The sequence below is a fragment of the Paraburkholderia sp. IMGN_8 genome, assembly GCF_038050405.1.
GTDB lineage: Bacteria > Pseudomonadota > Gammaproteobacteria > Burkholderiales > Burkholderiaceae > Paraburkholderia.
Window position 1 is genome coordinate 4,555,804 of sequence record NZ_CP150900.1, and the last position, 24,759, is coordinate 4,580,562.

General features: G+C 57.4%; 15 protein-coding genes. 10 read left to right on the forward strand and 5 right to left on the reverse strand.

The features are described from left to right. Positions 1–38 precede the first annotated feature (38 nt). Genes WN982_RS20730 through WN982_RS20740 form a run of 3 tightly spaced genes read left to right on the forward strand, consistent with a single transcriptional unit; the run spans position 39 to position 6,145 of the window. On the forward strand, positions 39–1,577 hold the full coding sequence (locus WN982_RS20730; protein WP_341313755.1) for a class I SAM-dependent DNA methyltransferase: 1,539 nt from the start codon (positions 39–41) through the stop codon (positions 1,575–1,577). Continuing rightward, on the forward strand, positions 1,574–2,755 hold the full coding sequence (locus WN982_RS20735; RefSeq protein WP_341313756.1) for a restriction endonuclease subunit S: 1,182 nt from the start codon (positions 1,574–1,576) through the stop codon (positions 2,753–2,755). Before WN982_RS20730 ends, WN982_RS20735 begins: the two co-directional genes overlap by 4 nt. Continuing rightward, complete coding sequence (locus WN982_RS20740) at positions 2,756–6,145, forward strand: DEAD/DEAH box helicase family protein (protein ID WP_341313757.1); 3,390 nt, start codon at positions 2,756–2,758, stop codon at positions 6,143–6,145. It abuts the gene before it with no gap. A 172-nt stretch (positions 6,146–6,317) separates the two neighbouring features. Here WN982_RS20740 and WN982_RS20745 read toward each other — a convergent pair whose 3' ends face one another. Together WN982_RS20745 and WN982_RS20750 are read right to left on the reverse strand one after the other, a co-directional pair. Then, positions 6,318–12,569: a DEAD/DEAH box helicase gene (locus WN982_RS20745; RefSeq protein WP_341313758.1), complete on the reverse strand. Its 6,252-nt coding sequence runs from the start codon at positions 12,567–12,569 to the stop codon at positions 6,318–6,320. 8 nt (positions 12,570–12,577) lie between these two features. Beyond that, the gene (locus WN982_RS20750; RefSeq protein WP_341313759.1) at positions 12,578–15,913 is read right to left on the reverse strand and encodes an STY4851/ECs_5259 family protein; all 3,336 of its coding nucleotides are present in this window, start codon (positions 15,911–15,913) and stop codon (positions 12,578–12,580) included. Between the two features lie 645 nt (positions 15,914–16,558). Here WN982_RS20750 and WN982_RS20755 point away from each other — a divergent pair. Then, positions 16,559–18,385, forward strand: coding sequence for a DUF262 domain-containing protein (locus tag WN982_RS20755; RefSeq protein WP_341313760.1), 1,827 nt, complete (start codon positions 16,559–16,561; stop codon positions 18,383–18,385). A 370-nt stretch (positions 18,386–18,755) separates the two neighbouring features. Next, positions 18,756–18,860, forward strand: a complete 105-nt coding sequence (locus tag WN982_RS20760) for an H-NS family nucleoid-associated regulatory protein (protein WP_341313761.1) — start codon at positions 18,756–18,758, stop codon at positions 18,858–18,860. A gap of 305 nt (positions 18,861–19,165) precedes the next feature. Here the strand turns inward: WN982_RS20760 and WN982_RS20765 are convergent, their stop codons facing one another. Continuing rightward, the gene (locus WN982_RS20765; protein WP_341313762.1) at positions 19,166–19,513 is read right to left on the reverse strand and encodes a DUF3732 domain-containing protein; all 348 of its coding nucleotides are present in this window, start codon (positions 19,511–19,513) and stop codon (positions 19,166–19,168) included. 637 nt (positions 19,514–20,150) lie between these two features. Between WN982_RS20765 and WN982_RS20770 the strand changes: the two genes are divergently transcribed. Further along, positions 20,151–20,561, forward strand: coding sequence for an H-NS histone family protein (locus WN982_RS20770; RefSeq protein WP_341313763.1), 411 nt, complete (start codon positions 20,151–20,153; stop codon positions 20,559–20,561). A gap of 60 nt (positions 20,562–20,621) precedes the next feature. Next, on the forward strand, positions 20,622–21,146 hold the full coding sequence (locus WN982_RS20775; protein ID WP_341313764.1) for an H-NS family nucleoid-associated regulatory protein: 525 nt from the start codon (positions 20,622–20,624) through the stop codon (positions 21,144–21,146). Positions 21,147–21,216: 70 nt separating this feature from the next. Here WN982_RS20775 and WN982_RS20780 read toward each other — a convergent pair whose 3' ends face one another. Beyond that, a complete protein-coding gene (locus WN982_RS20780; protein WP_341313765.1) occupies positions 21,217–21,465 on the reverse strand; it encodes a hypothetical protein in 249 nt (82 codons plus the stop codon). A 53-nt stretch (positions 21,466–21,518) separates the two neighbouring features. Further along, entirely contained in the window at positions 21,519–21,830 is a 312-nt protein-coding gene (locus WN982_RS20785; RefSeq protein WP_341313766.1) for a hypothetical protein, read from the reverse strand. An 814-nt stretch (positions 21,831–22,644) separates the two neighbouring features. On the opposite strand from WN982_RS20785, the gene WN982_RS20790 reads away from it, so the two are divergent. From WN982_RS20790 to WN982_RS20800, 3 genes are all read left to right on the forward strand, one after another. Next, on the forward strand, positions 22,645–23,793 hold the full coding sequence (locus WN982_RS20790; RefSeq protein WP_341313767.1) for a hypothetical protein: 1,149 nt from the start codon (positions 22,645–22,647) through the stop codon (positions 23,791–23,793). A 145-nt stretch (positions 23,794–23,938) separates the two neighbouring features. After that, the gene (locus WN982_RS20795) at positions 23,939–24,154 is read left to right on the forward strand and encodes a hypothetical protein (RefSeq protein ID WP_341313768.1); all 216 of its coding nucleotides are present in this window, start codon (positions 23,939–23,941) and stop codon (positions 24,152–24,154) included. Between the two features lies 1 nt (position 24,155). Further along, on the forward strand, positions 24,156–24,620 hold the full coding sequence (locus WN982_RS20800) for a hypothetical protein (protein WP_341313769.1): 465 nt from the start codon (positions 24,156–24,158) through the stop codon (positions 24,618–24,620). The last annotated feature ends 139 nt before the right edge of the window (positions 24,621–24,759 follow it).

Here is a 24,759-nt window from a genome sequence, read left to right on the forward strand (position 1 = left end):
TCACATCCGAAGAATCTCGAAATTCAAGGCAAGAACCCATGCTCACAGGCGAAATTCGCAGCCAAATCAATGCCATCTGGGACTCTTTCTGGTCCGGTGGCATTTCCAATCCCCTGGAGGTGATGGAGCAACTCACCTACCTGCTATTCATCCGTCGACTGGATGAAACCCATACGCTCGAAGAAAGCAAGGCGCTGATGCTGAAGAAGCCGATGACCAAGCGGATTTTTCCCGTCGGGAAAGACGAGAAGGGGCGCGATTATGGGGACCTGCGCTGGTCTCACTTCAAGAATTTCTCGCCGGCCGAAATGTACACAGTGGTCGGCGAGCATGTGTTTCCTTTCCTGCGCAGCATGGGTGGTGACGACTCAACCTATGCGCATCACATGAAGGATGCCCGCTTCACCATCCCGACGCCGGGTTTGCTGGCCAAGGTGGTCGACATGCTCGACCACATACCGATGGAAGACCGGGATACGAAGGGCGATATCTACGAATACATGCTGGGCAGGATTGCCAGCGCCGGGCAGAATGGTCAGTTTCGGACCCCTCGCCACATCATCAAGTTGATGGTTGCGCTTACGGAGCCCAATCCGAAAGACATCATCTGCGACCCGGCCAGCGGTACGTGTGGCTTCCTCGTTGCCGCAGGTGAATATCTGCGAGAGAACCATGGCGAGTTGTTTAGTGACCTTGCGGCTCGGGAGCATTTCCATCATGCCATGTTCCATGGGTATGATTTTGACAACACCATGCTCCGAATTGGCAGCATGAACATGGCATTGCATGGGGTCGATAATCCAGATATCAGGTACAAAGACTCGCTGGCCCAGGACCACGCTGGGGACGAAGAGAAGTATTCTCTGATTCTGGCCAATCCTCCGTTCGCAGGCTCACTCGATTACGAGAACACCGCCAAAGACCTGCTTGCAATCGTCAAGACGAAAAAGACGGAACTGCTTTTCCTTGCACTGTTCCTGCGTCTCCTCAAACCGGGCGGACGTGCCGCAGTCATCGTCCCAGACGGTGTGTTGTTTGGCTCATCTAACGCGCATAAGGAATTACGCCGGATGATTGTCGAAGACCAGAAACTTGACGGAGTTATTTCGCTCCCTGCAGGGGCGTTCAAACCCTATGCCGGTGTGTCGACCGCTATCCTGCTTTTCACCAAGACGGAGTCCGGAGGCACCGACCATGTTTGGTTTTACGATATGGAAGCCGATGGGTGGAGTCTCGATGACAAACGCCAGCCGCTGCTCGATGAGGAAAAGCTAGGCGTGACGCCGGCGAACCAACTGACCGATTTGGAGCACGCCAAGAACAACCTGCCGGACGCCCTTGCACGTTGGAGGGAGCGCGACGGCAGCGAACGCGAACGCGCACGCACTGCGCAGAGCTTCTCTGTGCCCAAGGCCGATATCACGGCCAAAGGTTACGACCTTTCCATCAGCAGCTACAAGGAGGTTGTACATGAGGCAGTTGACCATCTACCGCCGTTTGAGATTCTCGCCAAGCTCAAAGGGCTGGAAGAGGAGATTCGGGCTGGGATGCAAGAACTTGAAGGAATGCTCAAATGAGTTATCCCTTTCGACCGCTAGAGAGCCTAGGGACTATCCAAACTGGTTCGACGCCACTAACTTCTGAAGACTCATATTGGGGCGGTGATATTCCGTTCGTGACGCCCGGCGAACTCGACCAAGATTCGCCAGTTACTAAGACTCCAAGGACCCTATCGGCCCTTGGGGCAGAGCAAGCTCGCCTCCTTAAAGCGCATGCTGTCATGGTGTGCTGTATTGGCTCACTCGGAAAAGTTGGCATCGCTGGGCGGCAACTCGTTACGAACCAACAGATAAATGCAATCGAATTTCACGAAGACAAAATTCTCCCGAGATTCGGGTACTACGCCTGTCAAAGACTAAAACAGAAAATGTTCTCGGTTGCGCCAGCAACCACGGTAGCAATTGTAAATAAATCAAAATTTGGACAGCTCGAAATTCCTGTTCCGCCCGTACCGGAACAACGCCGCATTGCCGCCATTCTCGACCAAGCTGCCGCGCTCCGTGCAAAACGCAGGGCCGCCTTGGCTTGGCTCGACAGTCTTGTGCAGTCGGTTTTTCGTGAAACGTTTCGTAGCAGCCTAGAAAGTGAAAAACGAATTCCCCTTAAAGAGTTCGTTACTGAATTTCGATATGGAACGTCAAACAAGTCTGAGTCGAGCGGCTACCCCGCTTTGCGAATTCCAAACGTAGCTGGCGGGACATTGGACCTAGGTGAATTGAAAACTGTACCGGTGGATGACGCCGAATATTCCCGCCTGAAGCTAATTGATGGGGACCTTCTATTCGTACGTACGAACGGGAATCCAGACTTTGTGGGACGATGTGCAGTGTTTGATTCGACGTTGGTGGCGACGACCGGGTTCGAAACGTCTTCGTTTATTTACGCCTCTTATCTAATACGCGCTCGCCTAGATACGAAGCAGCTTCTTCCTGCTGTTTTGCAGCAGTATCTCTCATTTGATGAGGGAAAGAGAGAGGTGCGCTCGAAGAGTAAGACTTCGGCTGGACAATTCAACATAAACACGGAGGGCTTGGGGACGCTACGTATTCCCATGCTCCCCATGCAGGACCAACTTGCATTTCTAGAGCAGTTGACGAAGATAGAAAGGCAACGAAGCATTCAGCGTAGGTTCCTAGATGAGAGCGATGCGCTGATGGCCTCACTGGACTATCGGGCTTTTCGAGGAGAACTTTAATTGAGCAACTTTGCCTTTCTCCAATCCGAGTGGTCTTTATTGTTCGAGGCTGCCAGCAAGGCGGAAGGCACAGTTAACAGTGACCCGCGCGCGTCCTGTTTCTACGCTCGACGCGCGCTGGAAATCGCGGTGGCGTGGCTATACACGCACGACAAATCGTTCAAACTCCCTTATCAAGATACGCTCAGTGCATTGATACACGAGCCCACATTCCGTAAGGGGGTGGGCGAAACTGTGTTCGCCAAGGCGAGATACATCAAGGACCTTGGCAACGACGCGGTTCATAGCGCAAAGAAGATAGCGCAGTCCGATGCGCTCAACGCGACCCGGGAGCTTTTCCATCTGTGTTACTGGGTGGCTCGTACCTATGGGAGGACCTCCCGCCCGGCACCCGGATTGGGCTTTTCTGCCGACCTCATACCACCGGCATCCGGTGTTTCGCGTCAGACGCTGGAGCAGTTGCAGACTTTGAGCGTGCAGCTTAAGGAACGCGACGAGCGTCTATCCTTGCTGCTCGCTGATAAGGCGGAGTTCGATGCAGAACTGCAGCGTCTACGTGACGAGGTCGCTGCTGCCAAGAAGGCCAATGTAGCCCAGCCGGATACCCACGACTATTCTGAGGCCGAGACTCGTAAGGCCTACATCGACCTTCTGCTGCGAGAGGCTGGCTGGGAGCTCGACAAGACCAAAAACTTCGAGGTCGAAGTCAATGGCATGCCCAATAACGAGGGCAAGGGCTTTGTTGACTACGTACTGTGGGGTGACGACGGAAAGCCGTTAGCGCTGATTGAAGCCAAGCGGACAACGAAAAGCCCGACCGTGGGACAGCAGCAGGCCAAGCTCTACGCGGATTGTCTCGAGCAGATGTATGGCCAACGCCCGGTCATCTTCTATTCCAATGGCTACGAGCACTGGATTTGGGACGACGTCTCATATTCCCCCCGTGCGGTCCAGGGCTTTTATAAGAAAGCTGAGCTTGAGTTGCTGGTCCAGCGACGAAGCAGCCGGAAAAAATTGTCCGAGACGGTCATCAACGGGGCAATCATTGAGCGCTATTACCAGACACGCGCGGTGCGTCGCGTCGGCGCGACTTTCGAGGTAGATAACCAGCGCAAATCGCTACTTGTCATGGCGACGGGTTCGGGCAAGACGCGTACTGTCATCGCGCTGGCTGACGTGCTGATGCTTAGCAACTTGGTCAAGCGCGTTCTCTTTCTGGCAGACAGAATCGCTTTGGTGAATCAGGCGGTCAATGCTTTCAAGGCACATCTGCCAGACTCCTCGCCGGTGAATCTGGTCACGGACAAGGACACGGAAGGCCGGGTTTTCGTGTCGACATACCCCACCATGATGGGCCTCATCGACGAGGCGCAAGATGGCCAGCGACGCTTCGGTGTGGGGCACTTCGACCTTATCGTCATCGACGAGGCACACCGGTCGGTGTATCAGAAGTACCGTGCCATTTTCGAATATTTTGATTCCCTGCTTGTTGGGTTGACTGCCACACCGAAAGACGAAATCGACAAGAATACCTATGGTCTGTTCGACCTCGAAACGGGTGTCCCGACCGATGCCTATGGTCTGGATGAGGCGGTTGCGGACGGCCATCTGGTCCCGCCGGTTGCCGTTTCCGTACCACTGAAGTTCCAGCGTCAGGGAATCCGCTACGACGACCTGTCGGAAGAAGAGAAAGAGGCGTGGGACGAGAAAGAGTGGAACGAAGAGGGGAGTACGCCAGACGAGGTCGGTGCCGAAGACCTGAACAAATGGTTGTTCAATAGCGATACGGTTGATAAAGCGCTGGAAGTGGTGATGACGAAAGGCCACAAGACGGCGGGCGGCGACCGGCTCGGCAAGACCATCATCTTTGCCAAGAACAACGACCATGCTGACTTTATCGCCAGACGATTTGATATTAACTACCCGCATTACAAAGGGCACTTTGCTCGCGTCGTGACGTACAAGACGGAGTACGCGCAGAGTCTCATCGATGACTTCTCCATGAAGGAGAAGGCACCTCACATTGCCATTTCTGTGGATATGCTCGACACCGGCATCGATGTGCCGGAAGTGGTCAATCTGGTGTTTTTCAAGGTAGTTCGCTCGAAAACGAAGTTCTGGCAAATGCTTGGGCGCGGCACCCGTCTGTGCAAAGACCTGTTCGGGCCGGGTCTGGACAAGAGAGATTTCTTCGTTTTCGATTTCTGTCAGAACCTCGAGTTCTTCAGCCAGAATCCGGATGTCTCGGATGGCTCGACCACCGAATCCCTGAGCACACGCCTCTTCAAGGCGCGGGTAGAAATGATTGTCGAACTCGACAAGAGATTGAAGGGCGGCGATGACGCTAACTCAGATGGCACCAATCTGACCACCGGTCAGCTCCGTGGAGAGACCGCGGATATGCTGCGTGAAAGGGTGGCCGCCATGAATCTGGACAATTTTGTGGTTCGGCCTCAACGGCAGTTTGTCGAGAAGTTCTCGAAGGGCGACGCGTGGCAGTCAATTGGCTCAGAAGAGGTCCACGAACTGACATCGCGCCTGGCCGTGCTGCCGTCCGAATTGACTGACGATGACGAGGAGGCCAAACGCTTCGACATGCTGGTCCTGCGGGCGCAACTTTCGATACTGCAGGCTACATCCGGGTTTCCGGGGCTCCGCGAGAAGATTCAGGCCGTCGCCAGCGCGCTCGAGGAGCAAATGGCCATCCCTGCTATCAAAGCAGAGATGGTGCTCATACAGAGCGTGGCGAGCGATGACTGGTGGGAGGATGTGACTGTTCCAATGCTGGAGACAGTACGGCGCAGGCTGCGTGCTCTCGTGAAGTTGATACCGAAAGGCCAGAAGAAGATTGTATATACGGACTTCGAGGACGAACTCGGTGAGTCTTCCATCATTGACCTGCCGCAGGTGACGGCCGGACTTAACATGGGTAAATTCCGGGAGAAGGCTCGCCAGTTCCTCAAGGCTCACGAATCGCATCTGTCACTCCAGCGGCTACGCCGGAATCAGCCGTTGACTCAATCCGATTTAAATGAACTTGAAAAGATGTTGCTCGACGCCGGTGGGACACAATCGCTTATCAACGAAGCAAAGGAAAAGAGTCACGGACTCGGGATTTTCATCCGTTCGCTGGTCGGCCTTGACCGTGAGACCGCCATGCAGGCCTTCAGTGCCCTCATCAACGGCACAACGACTACGCCAAATCAGATTGAATTCATTAACCTGATTGTGCAGGAGCTTACCCAGAACGGCGTCATGGAGGCGGATAGGTTGTTTGAGTCGCCGTTTACAGACCTGAATGTTCAGGGGCCGTTCGGTGTTTTTCCTCAAGCGACGGTGACGCAGATTGTGCAGGTTCTGAGCGAAATTCGCGAACGGGCGGTCGCCTGAAGTGTAGCGCCAATCGGTGTAATGGCGGAAAGAACACTGAATGAAGGATTTCGCAGCGCGTTGCTCCGTATGATGATAGTCAGGTCGGGTCGTTCGCAGAAAAAGCCCACGAACGACCCGTAAACTACTTGCGCTTGCGACATACGCAGAGGCGAGTTCAACAGGGAGCACGCTATTCCGAGACAATGGACAGAAAGGTCGGCCACGTCCCGCCATTGGTCATGTTGGTAATTTTGTACTGTTCCACCATGCGACTGGCCTGCGCTTCGAGGCTCTCGCTAAAATCGAAGGACATCTGGTCCCGATAGGCTACCTTCGGCTGCCAGTAGCCAACACCCTGGTCCAGGATGAGTCGCGTCTTCCTGCCTGACGCCCAGGACACGGAGATGACGCGGCTGTGTTGCAGGTCATAGGACTTCTCGACCATTGTAACTTGGGGCTCAACGGAAACCATGGTTTGCAGCCAGGCCTTGACCAGTTCCTGCATATCTTCCCGGCGATTCCAGTCATGCTTGACGCTGTTGCTTACCTGAGTGGCCTGAGGTTGCAGGGTTGCTATTTCCAGACTACGCAGCTCACTACTTTTGAACAATGACAGGAAGCCGCCCACCACCATCAGCGACCATGGCGATTTGAGATACCGGTCGCTGTAGCTCACCTCTGTCGCTCTGTCCCGCTCTATCAGGCTTGCCAGTCCGGGCACCTTCTCGCTGATTAGTCCGCGCAGTCGCGAGGCCAACGACGACACCGGTCCGTTGAGTTCCGTCACCACCTCCAAAACGGTTACACCTGAGTCGTGGGCATCCCAGGCAGTGATGTCAATCGGGGTGAGGTCCACAGCCTCGACCCGACCGCTGGACACCCATATACGGGTCTCGCGCGTTTGCAGCCAGCTTTCCCCGGGAAGACCCGGCTCGTCATCAACGGTATAAAGTGTCTGTGCGGTTTCCCCACGGCAAACCTGCACGATAGCCGGAACGCCAAAGGCATTCCAAGCGTCTTCCTGCTGGCATACACGCACACCGAGCTTTCCCAGGAAACTCAGACTCCGCCTGTTCTCGGTCGAGAGAAGCTTCGCCGATGGCACGGCGATGGAAACGTCAAGCGAATCCCTGACCTTCCAGGTCAATACTTTGTCGCGGAACGATGGATGGTCAATGTCCCACTCCCTAGGGTCGCCTCTCAATACAAACTGAATTGCAGTCGCGCCCTTGTTGATGCTTTCGCGAATGAAACGTTCCGGGCCGAACGCACAGTAGGTCGCGCCGGGAATGCCTTGAAACTGGCCGGGCAACGCGAGGTGACGCAGGAACTCATTGATATCGAGCCATTGCCTTGCGGCACGCCTGTCCAGCTCTTCCTGTTCGACACGGCTATCCTGGCTCGCGAGGCACGAAGAACAGACGTTCTCGCAATCCTGCCGGCAGTCGAGCTTGTGGGCAGCCTGCTCGAGCAGCTTTATCACCTGCGGCAATGCAGCCAATACAAATCCGGCACCACCACTTACTTGGTCGAAAAGCTGGATTACCGACCTGACTTTTCCGGTTGCCGTGTCCCTGTCGAGCCGCGTACCGAAACCCATTTCGGTGCTCGCGACACCAACCTCGTCCGCAATCGCATCGCGCAACGCAACTGCAAGGGTAGTCGCAATGATGGTTTCATCCTGTGAGTCCCCCAGCCACTCCCCGGTCTTCGGACTCCTCAGGACGAGCTCGAGGACGTCGGTAGAGGTGTGATAGCCGAAATGGATATTGGACTTGACTGCGGCGCCTGAGCAGGTCTTGTCCCGTTGGCTGCCAGTCGTTCCGCCGACCGGGCGATGGAATTTGTCCGGGCGCAGCGACGCGGGAATTTCGCCGTCGTGCGTCATTGATTCTGTACGACCACAGGCAAGGCATACCGCATATCCGTTTTCATGCTCGCCGGAAGAGTGATAGAAGACGCTGCCATTGTGTCCAAAATGCAGGTACCCGCAGCGGCTGTCCGGCAGGGCAAGCGTTTCGCCGTCAAGCTGGATTCGGGGAGGAGCAACCCGGACGAATTTCTGTGTGCTGATGTCGTTGGTCGTCGACTCATAGAAATCTGTGACGAAGCCTGATGGACGCAAGACCAGCTTCCGTTCCGTTGAGTGAATCGCACGGTCGCATCGCGTACAGCGAATGTTATCGCTGTTGGAGTACGCGTTCTCGGTGATTCCGGCGGTACCGCAATGTCCGCATCGCCACGCAATATCAAATTTCTGCGCCTCATGCCTGGCGCCGCCGGAGTGCCAGTGCAGCCCTATGCCCGCGGAACGGTAGACCCGACCGTCAATCACGATTTGTGCGCCTGGTGCGTATTCGCGAATCGCGATGTTCAGTCCACGTGTGGGCTGCTCCTTGGACGTGAAGATGTTGTCCTCACGACTCTTCTCTTCTCGCTGGCGCGTGCGCTCCTTAAAATCCTCAACGTTGTAGATATTCAGATTCACTACGTCAGTCGGAAAGCCGTAACCGGGCAAAAAGGCTCGAGCGGCCAGGTCGCGCAACAGATACTCGTCCTCGTGACGTTTAAGTTCGAAACTGAGTGCTTTCCTGTATGGTTCATCAACGGCGGACGTTAGGAGCTGAACCAACTTCTGATGCTCGGAACACCATCTCGACTGGATTGGCAAAAGCGTCGCCACCGCGTTGTCGACGATTGAAATCATGGAGCATGCTGCTAGGCTGGTTCCGCGCGTAATGTCCGCAATACTATCGCCGAGGCCCTCAGGATTGCTTTGCATCCAGTCGACGAAGCGCGTACAGGCTGACGACCCACCACCAAAGAACCAGTTCAGTGTCAGTTTTGTGCGGTCGGTCCCGGTGTCCCCCAGCGTCCGTAGGAACCTGCCGAGCAACGTCGAATTGACGTGCCGCTGCACAATCCTTTCCGAGCTGAGCGTGATGGCCGGCGCGGGGATTGCTGTAATGAACGGCCACTTCGGTTCCCGGAACGCCCGCTGGTTGTGCGGGTCAGCCTTGCACAGCGTGTAAGCGATTGAACGGGCTTCGTTCCGGCGACCGGCGCGTCCTGCTCGCTGCAAATAGTTGGCCGGATGCGGAGGTACGTTGTTCATGACAACCGCTGATATTCCCCCGATGTCAACCCCCATCTCCATCGTGGTCGAACAGTTGAGCACATTGATTTTGCCGCGCTTGAACATGTCCTCGTAGGTTTCCAACCGGGTCGAGGACTGCTGCGCCGAATGCTCGGCGGTGCGATAGTAGAACCCCCCCTCCGCAGTCCGGTCACATAAGTCCGTCCAGAGGTTTTGTGACCTTAATTGCTGGATTTGTGGATTTTCCGCAATGAGTCGGCGAACCTGCGACTGCGCGGCCTCGGCATCGCCGGCTGGGGATAGCAGCGAGAAGGTGGGTAGCTGCACCTTCCGGCACCGGTAATCTCCCTCGCGAAAGCGGTCCGGCATGTATGGTGTCAGGGCGCGAAACGCCGTATCAAACATGCGGTGAGTGAGCGGGCACACCCAGGCGATGGAGGGAAGCGAAAAGGTCAAGGTGCTGAGGTTGAGTGCGTAGCCCCCCTCAAACTGCTCGAGTATCGTTGCGCCTACCAGAGCCGTCCATGCCTGCTCAAGGAAGTGGTTAATGATGTCCCGGTCATCGGGGCGGCTCCGGTCGAGGTTACCTCCCTGCTCGAGTAATTTAATGAGGCGATGAGCTCTGCCTTGCCTGAACTGTGGCCATTTCTTGAACGTGGCGCTTTCCGCGGCTTCCCTCTTCGGCGGCATGAGGGCCTTCGACGTGAATCGTGCTCCCATCCATCGCTGCATCGTGGGGTCGAGGCGGATAAACGTATTTTCACGGACGTGAAAATCGAGCGCTACCTTGAGAAAATCCTTCCAGTCCTGGAGAGTCAGGTTGGCGGAAGTGGTTTCACCCGGGAGGGGAGCCGCCTTGCGGTCAAGCCATAACGCTGGCGCCGAAGCGATGCTATCGAGACCTCGGTAGCTCACACGAACCAAGCCTAACGTCTCTGTGCTGTTCTGGTTCTTTGGGCGACGCGCATACTCGCGGGCGAGAAGCAGGCGGGCCATTGGAACGGCGGCTTCGTGCCCGTCGAAGAGTTCAGGATTCGCGTACTTGTTGTAGTCTCGAATCGATAGCGCAATGTCTCTTGACGTTGCGAGGTCGGTGACCATGTCGGACCAAGAGATTTCGCTGGTCCCGCCTGTGGATACCCCAGCCTTTGTCTCCTCCGCCGCCCGGAACAATTGTGCGGCAAGTTCGTTCATCCCAATGGCTTGCAGACCCTTTGCCCGTTCGACGAGCTCTTCGTAGCCAACCGTAGGAATGTCTTTGGGTCTTGAATCAACCTTTGCCTGTGCGTTGCGCAGAATTTCAAACACGAGTCCGCGAAGCCGGGAGCGTTCGGCTTCCTGTTGCATACGCACCGCCATGCGGGCGGTTCCCTGACGGCTATCGGTGAACGTAATCAGCTTCCGGCCTCGCCCCGGAAGTTCTTCGGGTGATTTCCCCTCAGAATCCTCTGGCATCGGGTCAGGGCAGAATTCGAGAACCGTGGGCACCGCGTTCGCAACATAGAATGGTGCGCCGAGATAAGCTTTGCGAAGCTGACCGGGCGAACCAGTGAAGCTCGTTTGACACCGGCTGCAGGTCGCCAGAGACTCCGGAGCGACGGCGAGTTCTCTTGTGCCAAATGATGCGAGGGCGCCTACATTGAGGGTCGACAGGTCGACCAGTAGCGGGAAATAGGGCTCCTGTCGGGTTTCCGACGCAGCGATGACGAACTTCTCGGCGGACTGCCGGCGTGAATGGCCGGATGATAGTTCGATATCCGGCTCGTCTTCAGCCGGGCTTTCGTAGCTGAGCGAGAACTCATCGTTAGCGTAGGGACTGCGTTGCAGCAGTTGCCCAGCCCGGTCCTCCGCGAGCAGATGCGGGGTTTTGCACTCGTCACAAAAGGCAAGCTCATACACCGGAGCATGACAGTCACATCGCGAGCGCTGCGTGACGTAGACGTTGCCGAACGGCCAGTCTTCAATCCCCGCGGGTTTGGCACTGCACCGTGCATCGATGCAGGCCCACAGGCCGTGCAGCATGCGCTGAAAGAGATGAATACGCAGCTTGATGAACGGAGGTTCACTTGCCGCACGTCGTGTGCCGCTCATCAGGTCTAGCCATTCCAGAACCTCACGTTGTTGCTCAGCCGAATTCTGGCCCTGCAGTTTGTTGCCAGCAATTTCAACAAGTTCGTTCAGGTCAAGCGGCCGCCCTTTACTCACGATGCCGTGGCGAAGCGTGCTGGCAACCGGATGATGGGCGAGTACGGAAAAGCGGGCGGCCGATACTTCCTGGCCGACGTCAATGGAACACGCCGCTTCGTAGCTTCGCGAGTCTGATGTTCCTGTGCACACGATGTCTGGTACCTTTCGTGAGCCCCCCACCACGACTACCTGTTCCGGGTGCACCCCAGCCAGACTTGCAAGATACTGCTGTAGCCGTTCATTTGCATTGCTGTCGGCAATGGTGGCTGAAGTCGCAACAAACCGGATTTCTTCAGGGCGCTTTCCAAACGCCTGAACCACACGTCGCAGAAGCAGCGCAAGTTCGGCCGCTTGGGAGCCGACATAAGTGTGCGCCTCATCGAGGACTATCCAGCGCAGGGACTGGTGTTGCCGTGACAGCTCGAGAATGGGCGCATCCACCTGGCGAACCAGCATGTACTCAAGCATGGTCGCGTTGGTCATCAGTACAGGCGCCGGCCGCCTGCGCAGCTCCTCCCGTGACAATACCTCGTTCGACCTTTCATGCTGCAGCTTGCGCACTTCACTCGTGCTTTCCGCAGTTTTGCCGTTATACAGGCAGAAGCGGATGTCGGAGCCGAATGGCATCGTCCAGGCGTGGAGACGTTCGCGCTGCGAATTGATAAGAGCGTTGAGCGGATAGAGGAAAAGCGCGCGTACGCCGACGAGTGGCTGCCCCAAATTTGCGCGCTCCCGGACCAGGTCCTCAAGTATGGGCACCATGAAGCACTCCGTCTTTCCAGAGCCCGTGCCGCTCGTGATGACGGCGGATTTTGGCGTGGGTGCCAAAAGCGTTTCCCACGCCTTCAACTGATGGACGTAGGGATGAGTCTCTGGTGCGAAGCGGTAGGGACCCTCCGCGCTTTGCAGCGTATCGAGCAGACTTGCCGACAACAGATTGCCCTTCAGGTCATTCAACGTTGTTTCATCGGCCTCCTGCCATCCAAAGGTGTGCTCAAAAACGGGCGGAGCAAGAAAACACCCCTCAGAGCCAAGCTGGCTGTTCATCTGCGTACCGAGGTGGCGTCGCAGATTCTCGTCGTTGATACCGAGAACGCTCAACGTAGCTTCCCGGGTACGACTCAGACTTTGTTCTATCAGGTTGGTAAAGTACTTCATTCGCTTCCTCAGGCCCGTGCTGATGCGAGTAGATAGGAGACCATCATCCCGTGAACCGGCGTATACCAGCTGCTCCTGTCAAAGTCGGACACCATCTTGATGGCAAACTTCACGTAGGAACGGCTCTCCTTCAGCTCTTCGATATGCGCAATCCCGGCTGTGACATACGCCATAAATATCGGCAGGAAGGTGACGGCGTCAGTAAATTCGACCATTGACAGGTTGGTTATCTGTTTTGGAAGCGGCTGCCTCCTTATCCATTCCTTGAGCGGAAAGCCCAGGTCAGTCGGCCAATGGTTGTTGCCCTCGTGCGTTCGACGCAACTGCTGGTACCAGTCCGGCAGGATGGCTTCGATGGGAAGCTTGGGCAGGCTGGTCGGGTCAGCGGTTTCCAGATAGTTGCCAACCTCCTTAAAGCCCGACACCACGGCAGGAAGCATGGCCCGACGATTCTTCAGCACGCTATCCAGCAAGACCTCAGGTACGCCCTGTCGCATGAGCCACTCGCGAAACTGCACGTAGGCGGTTGCCCAACCCGGCAGCGGTATGCATTCCCATATCACCGCGAGTTCGTCCCGAATACGCTCGCAGAACGCTTCGTCGAACTCAAGGCGGAATACCGCAATCGCAAGGGCTGACGGGTTGCGTGACAGTGCCAGCCATGCTTCGAATACTGAGAGGGGAAGGTGGCGATAATGCTGTCTGAGGTCAGCGAGATACTGCCAGCCGCTGTGGTCCAGGTCGGTTGCCATATCAGCAATCTGTCGTTTAATAACGTCTGGCTGGCTTACGGGATGAAATACCCGTGCCGCGGTGTGCAGCGAACGGATTTCGGCTGGTACACCAGTGCTGGCCGATTGTTCCGGTACGTAAAGGACAGGACGGAACTGCGTTGATGAGTCTGTGGCGGGATAGATGAGCCACGGGCCGTCGCGGCGCATCGGTGGTGGCGTCCGGAACCGGCCCGTACCCGCTCCTTCACTGGTCATTTCGGGGATTTCGACGCAGGCCTGTTTCGGGTCGGTGAGGAGCATCGCCTCAACGGCAACCTCCGTCTGCAGCGTGCCTCCAGACGGGTTCGTCAGGCCGAACGTTTCCTTGTCTTCCCATCGAACGGCGCCGTTATAGCGCCGTACTTCGAACCGTACGAGTGGCTGATTCGTCTCCACGGTAACGCGCAGATAGGCATCCTGGTCGTTCACCGCACCGAGCATCTGCAGCATATCAGCCTGATAGCTGAAGAGGCTTAGCAGTACTGGCGTGTTGCCTGCCCTGACTGAATAGTGGCGGGCGCATCGACCTTCCCGGCTAGCCAGTTCAATCCGCAAGCAGAATTCCGTACCATTCGACGCCGACGTTGACAGCGCAACGCGCAGGCCCAGAAGTTCAGCCAGGGTGAAGTCACGGCGAGAAGTTGTCGCCCCATCGGGACCCAGTAGCCGGGCGCCCTGATAGGGATACGCCAGCCTGAACTGAATCGGGTCGGTTCCTGATTTTGGCCTGGCTTCGAGTGTCAGGAAGGACGGGGGAGCATCGCCCAATGGTTCAAGCGCGATTGTTGTGCCTTGGTCGCCAACCTCGACCTGGCTTTTAATTGCGCCGTCGATAACCCGCAAGTCTAGCGGGCGCGCATTCTTCACCACCAAACGCGCGGGTTTGCTGGTCGACGCCGGAAGCGCGTGTATCGCGAAGCCTGCGGGAACTACGCCGAAGCGTCGCTGGAGCACAATCTCTCCGAGTGAATTTTTCGCGAGATAACGGACACTTCCAAAGTGTTCGCCGCCATTTGTCCGTGTGACCGGTCGACGATTCGCAAACTCCTGGACATGCGCGCTGGATTCCTCTGCATCAATGGACGCGTCCAGCCTCGGCCAGCCCAGATACACCACCTGTGGTACCGACTCATAATGGGCCACGTTGCCTTTCAGGGCCAGCTGGCCCTTTTGCTCCCGGCTGCTCTTGAGGGTTATCGTGTACCGGTCGCCAGAGTCTGACGTGAGTCGCAGGTCGTCGGTTGCTTCAAGCCAGAGCGTATTGTCCGTGCCTTCCCGGACGCCGACCGCGCCATCGCACGAGTAGCTAAACCGTGCCGGAATGTGTACGCGAACCCGACCGCTCGTGGTCGAACACGAGGCGCTGGCGATAAACCACCACTCATCGTCCCTGCATTCGAAGACAAGCGGAAGTTCTTGCTCGTCGAGCGCGCCCTGCTCAAAGCGGATGGTATACGCTAGCCTGCCGTTTGCGAGCAGGCGCAGAGTGAGCTCGTCACGCAGCTGCGACCTGTCGAGTGATAGCTGGGTCCGAAGGAAGCGTACTGACAGTGCGGATTGGTCATCACTCTGCTGGCCATATGCTGTGCCGGCTCTCGCGAGGAACCGGTCACCCTCAAAAAAAGCCAGTTCGAAGCGCGTCGTATCGGCGACAAGCGGGTCGACGGGAAGCTGTGCCTCGCGGGGAATCGTCACTTCCGAGCGAATGTGCCAGCCTTGCGGCTGCTCAACCAGGCGATGGGCACATGAGAAAGTGCCAACCTCTGCGCGTTCAGCCTCGCGTTCAGCACGGCGGCGGCTCGCGTCGCGGAGCCACTCACTAATCAGGCGGCGCGCGTTGCCCTCATCTAGGGGCAGCGGAAAATCTCGCCACCAGCGGGGATTTGCCTCATCCAGATATTGCGCCGGGTCCGCTTTTCCCCGCAGCTCATATCGCGTGGCCAGAGACATCAGCTGCTCGACGATGCCGGCGAGCAGTTGGCGCGTTTCGAGCGTCCGGAAGGTCTGTGGAAGTTCCTGCTCAAAGTCAGCCAGCAAATCGGCGGTCGTGCGGCGGCCACCTTCTGTCCGGTAAAAATACTTGAGACCCTTCCGAACTACCCTTCCGAAGCCATGCGATTCGCCTTGCACCAGGGGCCATGGGAGGCCACCCTCGATAAACACGGAACCAAGCAGGTTATCCCGGCCATCCTGGTATTGTCGAATCGGGCGCTTCCAGTATTGACTGAGCCCTTGCCGCACCAGTTCGCCGTGCTGCTGAGGCGTGAACCTGCAGTCAAGACGGCTTTCGAAGCGTGCCCACGCCCATCCGCCGTCCTTTGCGTCATACTCGCGCCGGAAATTTTCAGCCACAAACAGGCAAAAGGCCGCCGCCCACGAAAGACCATAGGTCGGGTGTACGGCATGTGTGCGGTGCTTGCGAAGGACCTGCTCGAGTTCCAGATATTCACCGGGCGTGACCTGGTACCTGTACAACGGCCAACCGGGTGGTTCCCTGATAATGTCCCGAATGAACAGAAACTCTGTTATCCACGCCCGGACGGGCGACACCGGCTTTGGTACCTGCGACATGCCCTCTTCCCCTCATGCTCTTATTGTCCTTCCACCACATGTGCAGATGCGGTCTTCGATTAAAGCTGCGGGCAATGCTTTACACGTTCCACTGCTCGCAGCGGAATCGCCACGCCAACACTAATCTTGCGACAGCCCGTCGCGCTGATTAATGCAGCATCGGCACTTTCCCGGGATTCTTTAGCTATTATTGTACGACGTGATTTGCCCGTGGCATGCGGGAGTCTCGGACTTTCCGGGCGATTCGGAGTGGAATATTGCTCACTCTGCAAGGGCCTTCTGCCTCAACGTACATGATGACTTTATCCACGACGAGGGCAGACACGGCTATCTCTGTTACTGCGGGTCTGTTGGAGCAGTCCACTTCATGATTTGCCGGCTGGTTCTGCCGTTCACCGTGGCGCCCCATCCATTCCGCATCAACCGCGCCGTCTCCGGAAGAATCGTGACGTGTCTTCAATCCGCAATTCAGGGCAACTTTGACGGACCGAGCGGTTTTGCCTGACTCTACTTCCGACATGTCGTAATCTCCGCAATAGCCGGGACACTATGAGCGATGGCGGGTACTTGCTTCCGAGGCAGCCCAGTCGCAAGCATCGCCCTCCTGAGAATTCGAATAACATTCCGGTAAAAGGAAAGCAAAACATGAGTACAAAAACCATCGAGAATTTTTTCACCGGCAAGACGCTGGTCATACCCAGTTATCAGCGTGACTATGCGTGGCGCGAACGCAACGTCGACGATTTGTTCGACGATGTGGAGGAAGCGCTGGAGGTCGGTGGGAGCCACTACCTCGGCACCTTCATCCTGTCCCAGTCGGACAGGAGTGCCCCGGTGCACGTCGTGGACGGGCAGCAGCGGCTCACGACGCTGACCATGCTCCTTGATGTGCTAATTGAGGCGGTCGACGACAATCACATCAAGCAGCACTATCGCAATACTTTTATTGAACATCCCGTCACCGGCGCAAAATTTCGGGTACTGGGCGATAACGAAGCATTCTTTCGCGACCTGCTCGCCGGGAAGAATCCCGCGCCGGTGTCCGACGGCCAGGAGCGCTTGCAGAACGCGCATCGATGGATACGTCAGCGTGTCAATGCGCTTGAGGGAAGGGGCGGACAGGCGTTGGTCAAGCAGTGGCTGCTTTGTATTAGCAGCATGGAAGTACTGGAATTCATCGAAGCCAACGAAGGCAAGGCGATTCGAATGTTCCAGTCAGTCAATGACCGCGGTGTGCCATTGGCCAAGATGGACATCGTGAAAAGTCTCTTGGTCTACTACTCGAACCGTTATCTTCAGGGCGAACTGGACGAGCTGATTTCGGCGCAATTCGGCCAGGCGTTCCGTAGTTTCAGCCGTATCAAGAGGTTAGCGGGCGAACCCGGCTACAAGGTCCGGCAAATCGACCGCGATGCGTTCCGCGAGGATGACGTACTGCGATATCACTACCTGGCATTTGACGGCGCTCCGTTCGGGCTTACCGCAGGAGGGGATTACTCGGCTACCTCGGAAACTGTACTTGAGGCTTTTCTGAAACCCGCGCTGAAGAGATTGCGGGGCAACATTGACAAGCTACGTGAATTCATCCACGCCTATACCATCGACCTGACGGAATTCTTCGCCAGCCTTGAGCAAGTCATTCAGGCAACACGCACGGACAAGCAGTCCTACCTTCTGTGGGTTGTGCAGGACCTGTCGGCAACCTTGTATCCCCTAGTTGTCCGGCTGTATTTGAAAAGGTGGCTGGACAAGCGCGGTACCACGGACCAGCGTCGCCTAATTGACATCATCGAACTGACTGACCTGCGTGTTTTCAAGCTGCGCGGCACGAATCCTCAGGCCGACATTTTCCGTATTACACGGGAACTGCATCAGCATTCCGTCGAGTGGGTCATCGGTGCGCTGCAGGATTTCTGCCGCTGGGGTATGCCCGATGCAATGATGGCATCCCGCCTGATAGACGAGGACATGTTTCGCAATCCCGCACTGCCCAGAATGCTTTTGCAGGAAGAGGCGGTGGCCCGAGCAGCCATGGATGAGCCAGACGTGTGTTTGACGGATTTGGCAACCCTGAATCAAAACGGGCTGACCGTGGAACACATTCTTCCCCAGGAGCCCGACAACAGCTTCAGCATCGGCAGTTACGGGTTTGCAAGTGACGAGGACTATCTGTTACACAAGCACAAACTTGGGAATCTGGTCCTGCTCGAAGGGAGTATCAACAGCGCGTGCAAAGACCGTACGGTTGAGACAAAGATGACCGCTCCGAACCTCTATATGGCGTCGTCGCTATGTGCACCCAAGGCGGTGGCAGCCTCCTGCGCAAGCGACAGGCGTTTTGACCGGTCGCAACTTGTTGAACGTTCAGTGCACCTGTCGAGGACGATGGTGGAGTGCTGGCCCATCAGGAAACCGTACGCTCCCCGGGCACTCGATGAGATGACCAATCCGGCGGACGCCGACGTTGAGTAGGGGCAAGTCTCCCTCAAGCGGTTGGCGAATACGGCGGCTGTCAGGGAGGCAGTCGCGACGACTTGTGCCCTCACGGTTGCGGTACTGCCGTGGCAACGTACCGCCGGTTCTCGTACGGTGGCCGCTATAAGATGGTCAAGGTTCGGAAATGACGCTGCGGGTTGGAATTCCAGCCGACTATAGGTCCCCAGATACCGGCACTCGTGACCGGCAAAATCCGGCCCCTGCCGGCAGGTGATTCGGTCCACAAGTTTTAAATGGCAAGCGCGAATTTTCTGACATAAAGGCCCCCAGTGTCGATTGGCTCCAAAAGTCCCGGAAGAGGTCATCGTCACGGGACCCAAATCAGTAAAGCAAGCAGCGCACGAAGATGCTTGGCGCCACGGCTGACGCCAAACCGGCCACGACTGTTGCTAAATTTCGGGAACCGAAGAGTGGTGCAACGTGGTCGGGACACGGCCGGGCGCCCAAGTAGATTGCAAGTGCGAAGAATCGCGATAGGTTCTTTGTCGACGGAACTGCGCCGGTTCCGTCGACCGCTTCGAGCAAGGCGAAAGCTGCGGTCAACATCGCTTGGCTCGTCGCCGGGTGGCTGATTGCAAACGGCCTGCGGTCTTTCACGGGCGGAATGCCTCTGTGGCTCGAGCAACTCATTCCGGCATGTGCGTCGTCTATCGGACGGGCCATAGGAAGGGAGACGACGTGAACGTCCGGCCTCGCGCTAAACGCCGGCTGCCGACCTTCGTGGCATTACCAGCGCGGCGCGTTCGCGCAGCGTGCCTAGCTTCGCCCTTCTCCGTAGCATTTTGGCCAGTCTTCAGGAACGAGCTTTTCGCCATCCCGCCAACGATGGCGTACATGCTGCTGGAATTCTGCGTCGTCGAAGTCAGCGTGGTCGGTGACTATCACCTGATACTCGCGCCCCGCGACCTGCGCCGACCGCGCCATCAGTTCATACATACGCCGTACTGTGGCCCTATCAATGTCCCTCTTCTTCGGGCCGTTGTCAGAGTCGGTCGGAAAGTGCGCTTGAGATGACTGGTCAATCATCAGGAAATTCGGGACCGGACGGCTCTTCTGCGCGAACCACTCGTGAAGCGCGAGGTGAACCACAAGGTGGTGGCCCACCCAGTTTTCTCCGCTTCCCATGCGCTTCAATGGAACGGGAGCCTAACAAGGCGTGCAGCCCACGGTTAGCGCTTGCGAAGATAAGCGATGACTCGCTTCGCTACGTCGACAAGCGTCTTGTGCTTGCCAGCCGGAATTGTTGGCGAGTTGAGCGCAGTTCCTGGAGCAGCAACGATTCGGACTCGGATGTATTCACCATCGATGAGGATTTGCACGCAGGCTTCCGACGTCGGCGTGGAATATCCAGCTGTCTGTCGCTCAACAAAAGGCGTAGATTGCCGAACGTCCAGATAGGGACCCAGCGGCCACCGATATCCTCCTGAATGCAACGCCTCGGATGCACGTTCCGACAACGGTCGACGAGGGTCTCGTAGCGCTACTGGAATGAGCACCGGCCTGATGGCTGTTGCTCTCCTCGCGATTGCATGCGGCGCATTTGTCATCCGCCGAACCAAGAGAGTTCGACGCAACGGGGAACCAACAAAACATATCCGAGGTAGGGACTAACGCTCAGCTGCATTCACTAAAAGGCAACATCGCGTTGCAATGTTCAGCAGGTCGCTCTCGAAATCAATGCTCTAGCCTTTTCCGGCCTGAACGTGGCATATTGCGACCACATTCATGAGGAGGCCACTTGATGGCAACGACTTTGGAAGCAATTCGGGCGAAGATGAAAAAACTGCAAGCCCAGGCGGACGCTTTGATTGCAAAGGAATCGACAACGGTCTTGAAAACCATCCATGAGCTGATGGAAAAGCACGGCCTCACGACTGCGGATATTGATGCGCATGCTGGCGGCAAGCAACGCGCGAAGAAGGTCGAAACAAAAGCTGCCGCCAAAGGAAGGGCTACTGCGGCCAAATATCGCGACCCGAAGACCGGCGCGACTTGGTCAGGACACGGCCGTGCGCCCGGTTGGATTGCTTCGGCGAAGAACCGCGACAAGTTCCTGGTTGACGGAAGTACGGCGACCGCGAAGGCAGCTCCTGCGAGCAAAGCGAAGGCCGCTGGCAACTATGTCCGCGGGCCGCAGCCGGCGATGTACTAGGACCCAAAGTCGGGCGCGACGTGGAGTGGACGTGGGCGCGCGCCGGCGTGGCTGGCTGGCGTGAAGAACCGGTCTGAATTCATGATTGCAGGCGGCGCTGAAGCGACTGTCGCGACGCCCGCGGGTGCCGTGAGCAAGGCGAAACCTGCGGTGAAGAAGGCCTCGAAGGCGGTCGGTGCGACTTCTACCAAGGGACAGCCAAAAGGTCCGCAGCCGGCCAAATATCGCGACCCGAAGTCCGGCGCGACTTGGAGCGGACGCGGTCCGGCTCCGGCGTGGCTAGCCGGAGCGAAAGACCGCAGCAAGTTTCTGATTGATGGCACCAGCGCAGCGGCGGATGTGAGTGCTTCGACGGCGACGAAGCCTTCGGCCAAAAAGGCAGTTGCCAAGAAAGCCGTCGTCAAGAAGGTCGCAGCGACAAAGACCGCACCGACGAAGAAGGTTGCTGTGAAGAAGATGGTTGCCAAGGAGTCCGTGAGCGCGAAGTTGCCGGCTAAGAAGGCGCCTGCGAAAAAAGCGCCGCGGAGCGTGGCCGTGCCCGCTCCGGTGGCCGCAGTCGAGTCTGGCGCCGAGTTGACGACCTAAAGATAGTTGTCAGGTGCCCGGTGAACCAACGATTTTCTGGTTCCACCGGGTACACCAAGCCGACGACGTTTTATTGCGCCTGTGCTGCCTGACGTTGCGCGGCTTGCTGTTGAGCTTCCTGTTGAGCGTGTTGCTTCGCAAGGTGCCTGCCGACCATGCAGCCACCGACCGCACCAACGACAGCGTGATGCCCCGCGTAATGCCCAGCGACCCCGCCTACCACCGCGCCCTTGAGGCAGCCTGCGGCGTTTGCCGTGCCTGCCGTTGCGAAGACCAGCGTCATTGCAATCAAGGCGGTTCTTATCGGGCTAGCTTTCATTCGAAGGTACTCTGAGGTTGGATTTTTCGGATGCGCCGCTTTCCGGCACTGTGTCAATACCCGCGCCAATCACGGTGCTCGCGCCACTGGTGCTCACGCCATTCCTGGCGGCGCCATTCACGTTCTCGCCACTCGCGACGTTCGCGCCATTCGCGGGCTCGCCAGTCGTCGTCACCGCCGTACGCGACGGCGACGGGCGCTGGAGCATACACGACGGGAGGTGGTGGTGCGTACACTGGCTCAGCCGGCGCATACACGGCGCCGGGGATGCCCAATCCGATGGCGACGTCGACGTGTGCCGATGCTGCCGTTGATGCTGCCAGTACTGCCAGACCGAGCGCTGCGCCGAGAATCTTCTTGTTCATCTTCACTACTCCTCGCACATTGAGTGCAATGTCAGTGACTACGGCTCGGAGTGTAAGGAGCGATGTCGGATACGTGTGAAACGGCGGTGCGGGATTGGTAACATGGCATTACTAGCGTCGGCGTACCTCATGCGCTTGAGAATTACCGTCTGCGCTCGAATCGCATGTCCCAGAGAACGTAACCGCACGATGAAGAGACTCGAAAGAGCGCACGTTTGCAGTGCGTCTTTGAGTCACCGTTGACTGTGATGACTATGACACCGCGATTGACGTGCGCGGTCTCGACGAATTCGTCAGCGTGAGCTCGCAAATATGCGAGTGAAAATAAGCTTTGCTTCATCGTCTCGCCCCCCGTTTTCAGGCGCGCGCATTCGTGGACCCGGCCAGGAGCAACCGTTCGGTCCGCCTATCAAGCCACCCGACGGAACAGTTAGAATCGGCAGCCATTTAGTCAACGAGACCTGCATCCGACTTTATGCATCACCGCATCGTTTTTGCGCTCGACCGTCAAGGCCGGCTCGTCGACATACACTCGGTGCCCCAAGGCCTAGCGTGTGGTTGCGTTTGTCCGGGGTGCGGCGGCCGCCTTTTAGCGAAGCAGGGGCAAATCCGGGCGTGGTATTTCTCGCACGCGTCCGGGGCCGAATGTGTCAGTGGCGCGGAGACCGCTCTGCACCTTGCTGCGAAACGTCTGATACTCGAGCATCGCTCTGTCGCGCTTCCACCGCTCGTGGTCAATTTCAAAAGACTGCACCCGAGGTTCGGTCTCTTCGAGCGCTCGAAGACCGTTGAGCTGCCGGAGAAAGTTTGGCGATTGAGCGAAGCTCGCGCGGAGTCGCGCATCGGAACGTACATCGCCGATGTCGCGGGACATCTGGACGACAGGACCGAGGTCATCGTCGAAGTGAAAGTCCGACACGAGGTTGAACCGGAGAAAGCGAAGTATCTTCGTGCGCGCCGCGTGCCGTGCATCGAGATTGACCTGCTCCCACTGTTGGAGGAGGCGCTCACACTGCAGGACCTCGCATGGCACGTACTCGAAAGCGGGACCAATCGCAGCTGGGTCAGCAACAGCGCCTACGCTGAAATCGAGGCGGAACTGCTTGCAGAATACCAAACCTGGATTGCGCGCAAAAGCAGCGAGGTCGCAGGCGTTCCGCGTCACCGGCCCGAACCGCCGAAGCAGCGGAGCAAGGCGGACGAGGCTAACGCGCGGTATCAGGCTCTACCCGATGAGATGAAGCGTCTTGAATTGCGCATCGTGCTCGGGCTGGCTAACGGTGCACGCTGGCCACGGCATCTGCAGGTATCTGTCCGGGAAGGAGCGCAGGCCATACCCTCTCCGATTGATGTATGGCAAGGCGCTACCTTTGTCCGGTTCATCTATGACCCCATCGGCGGTCGGGAAGAGACGAAGCGGTTTTCTCTGTCGCATGTTTACGACTGGGTCAGCGGCAGATTCGGCACCTCGGAACTGGTCCGGCATCAGGTGTCGGCGGCGCTGAGACTTTTCCTCGGGTATCTTGCGAAATGCGGATTTCTCGAGCGTAACGGCGACGCATTTTCCGTTCTTCACGGGGGCCTCTGGCCGCCGGCGCGGCCGGAACCGCCTGTGCATCCCGCGAAACCCACGACACCGGCCCGAGCAGTAAGCACGTCTACTGCCGTTGCTCTACGGCGAGAGTGGACGTGGCGGGAGCGATGGCCGTTGGAAGACGTTGCGCTCTTACGCGCAAGTGACGCGACCGTCCGCTATGCGGGCGCCCAGTTCAACGCTCAACTGTTCGTGGATATGCTGTACAGCATGTCAATCGAGCCTTCCGAGACTGCCGTTAAAACACTGGTCACCCAGTGTGGTGGCATCGCGGATGCTGCCTTCGACCTGTTGAAGGACATCGGCGTGGTGGAAGAGTCTTGGCGGATGCTGCGAGGAGGTGTCGAGCCCCCATGGCGGTGTACATAACCTCGTCTCGTTACTTTCGAGAAACAGGCTTTTGGAGCCTTCCTGACAGAGGTCTAGGCGCCGAAAGCTCTCGAAGCGGGACTGCGCGGGAAAAACGTTCCGACCGATACGGTGCGCTATGTGCTTGTCATCCAGGGCGGGGCCTATGGACGCGAAGAACATCGAAAGCGACCCACACGCGGGGCGCATATTGGCTGCATGTCATGGTGGCAATCGAGCGCAGGCGCATTGTGGCGCGAAGCGTGTGACGGTGCTCACTCCACTTAACGATGGCCGGACGGTTTTCCTCCCGCTTGCTCAAGTTCGCGACGTAGCTGCCGATATTCAGAGTGCCGTCTTTGCATTCAAACCGGAAAAATAAAATGCGCACTCTGGTCTCCGCTGTCGCCGCTGTGTTGGCGCTCGCCAGTCTTTCTGGATGTTCAACGACTCAAAACGTCACCGCGGGTCCGCAGGCGAAAGGCTCGCCGATGACGACAGCGTGCTTTACCACGCACGGCGGCAAGTCGGCTGATATGGACGCTGCAATCCAACGCAACTTGGAAAACCACGGCGTCTCGGTGTCGATTGCCCCTGCGTGCGACAAAGCCGACATGAATGTCACTTACACCGACAGCTGGTTCTGGGACATCGTTATGTACTTGCGTTCGATGGACATCCGCTTTTATAAGGCGCCAAGCGGCGGCCTTATCGCGTCCGGCCACTGGAAAAACTCGGTTTTGCATCAGTTTCCAAATGCCGACGGCGTCGTCCAGGACTTGATGGACGACATGTTCAAGGAGGCCGGCGAGCCCACTGCCGTTAGGACCAAAGCGGCTTCGAACTAGACGGGCGGGTTTGCTGACGGGTATCGCTGCACTTGTATTTTATGCAAATTACATAACAGCCAGTCCTACTTGCAGGGACTTGCTGAGCTGCTTCAAGCACAACTGTTCCGTCGGGTGGGGCGGCCCAGTATGAGGACTG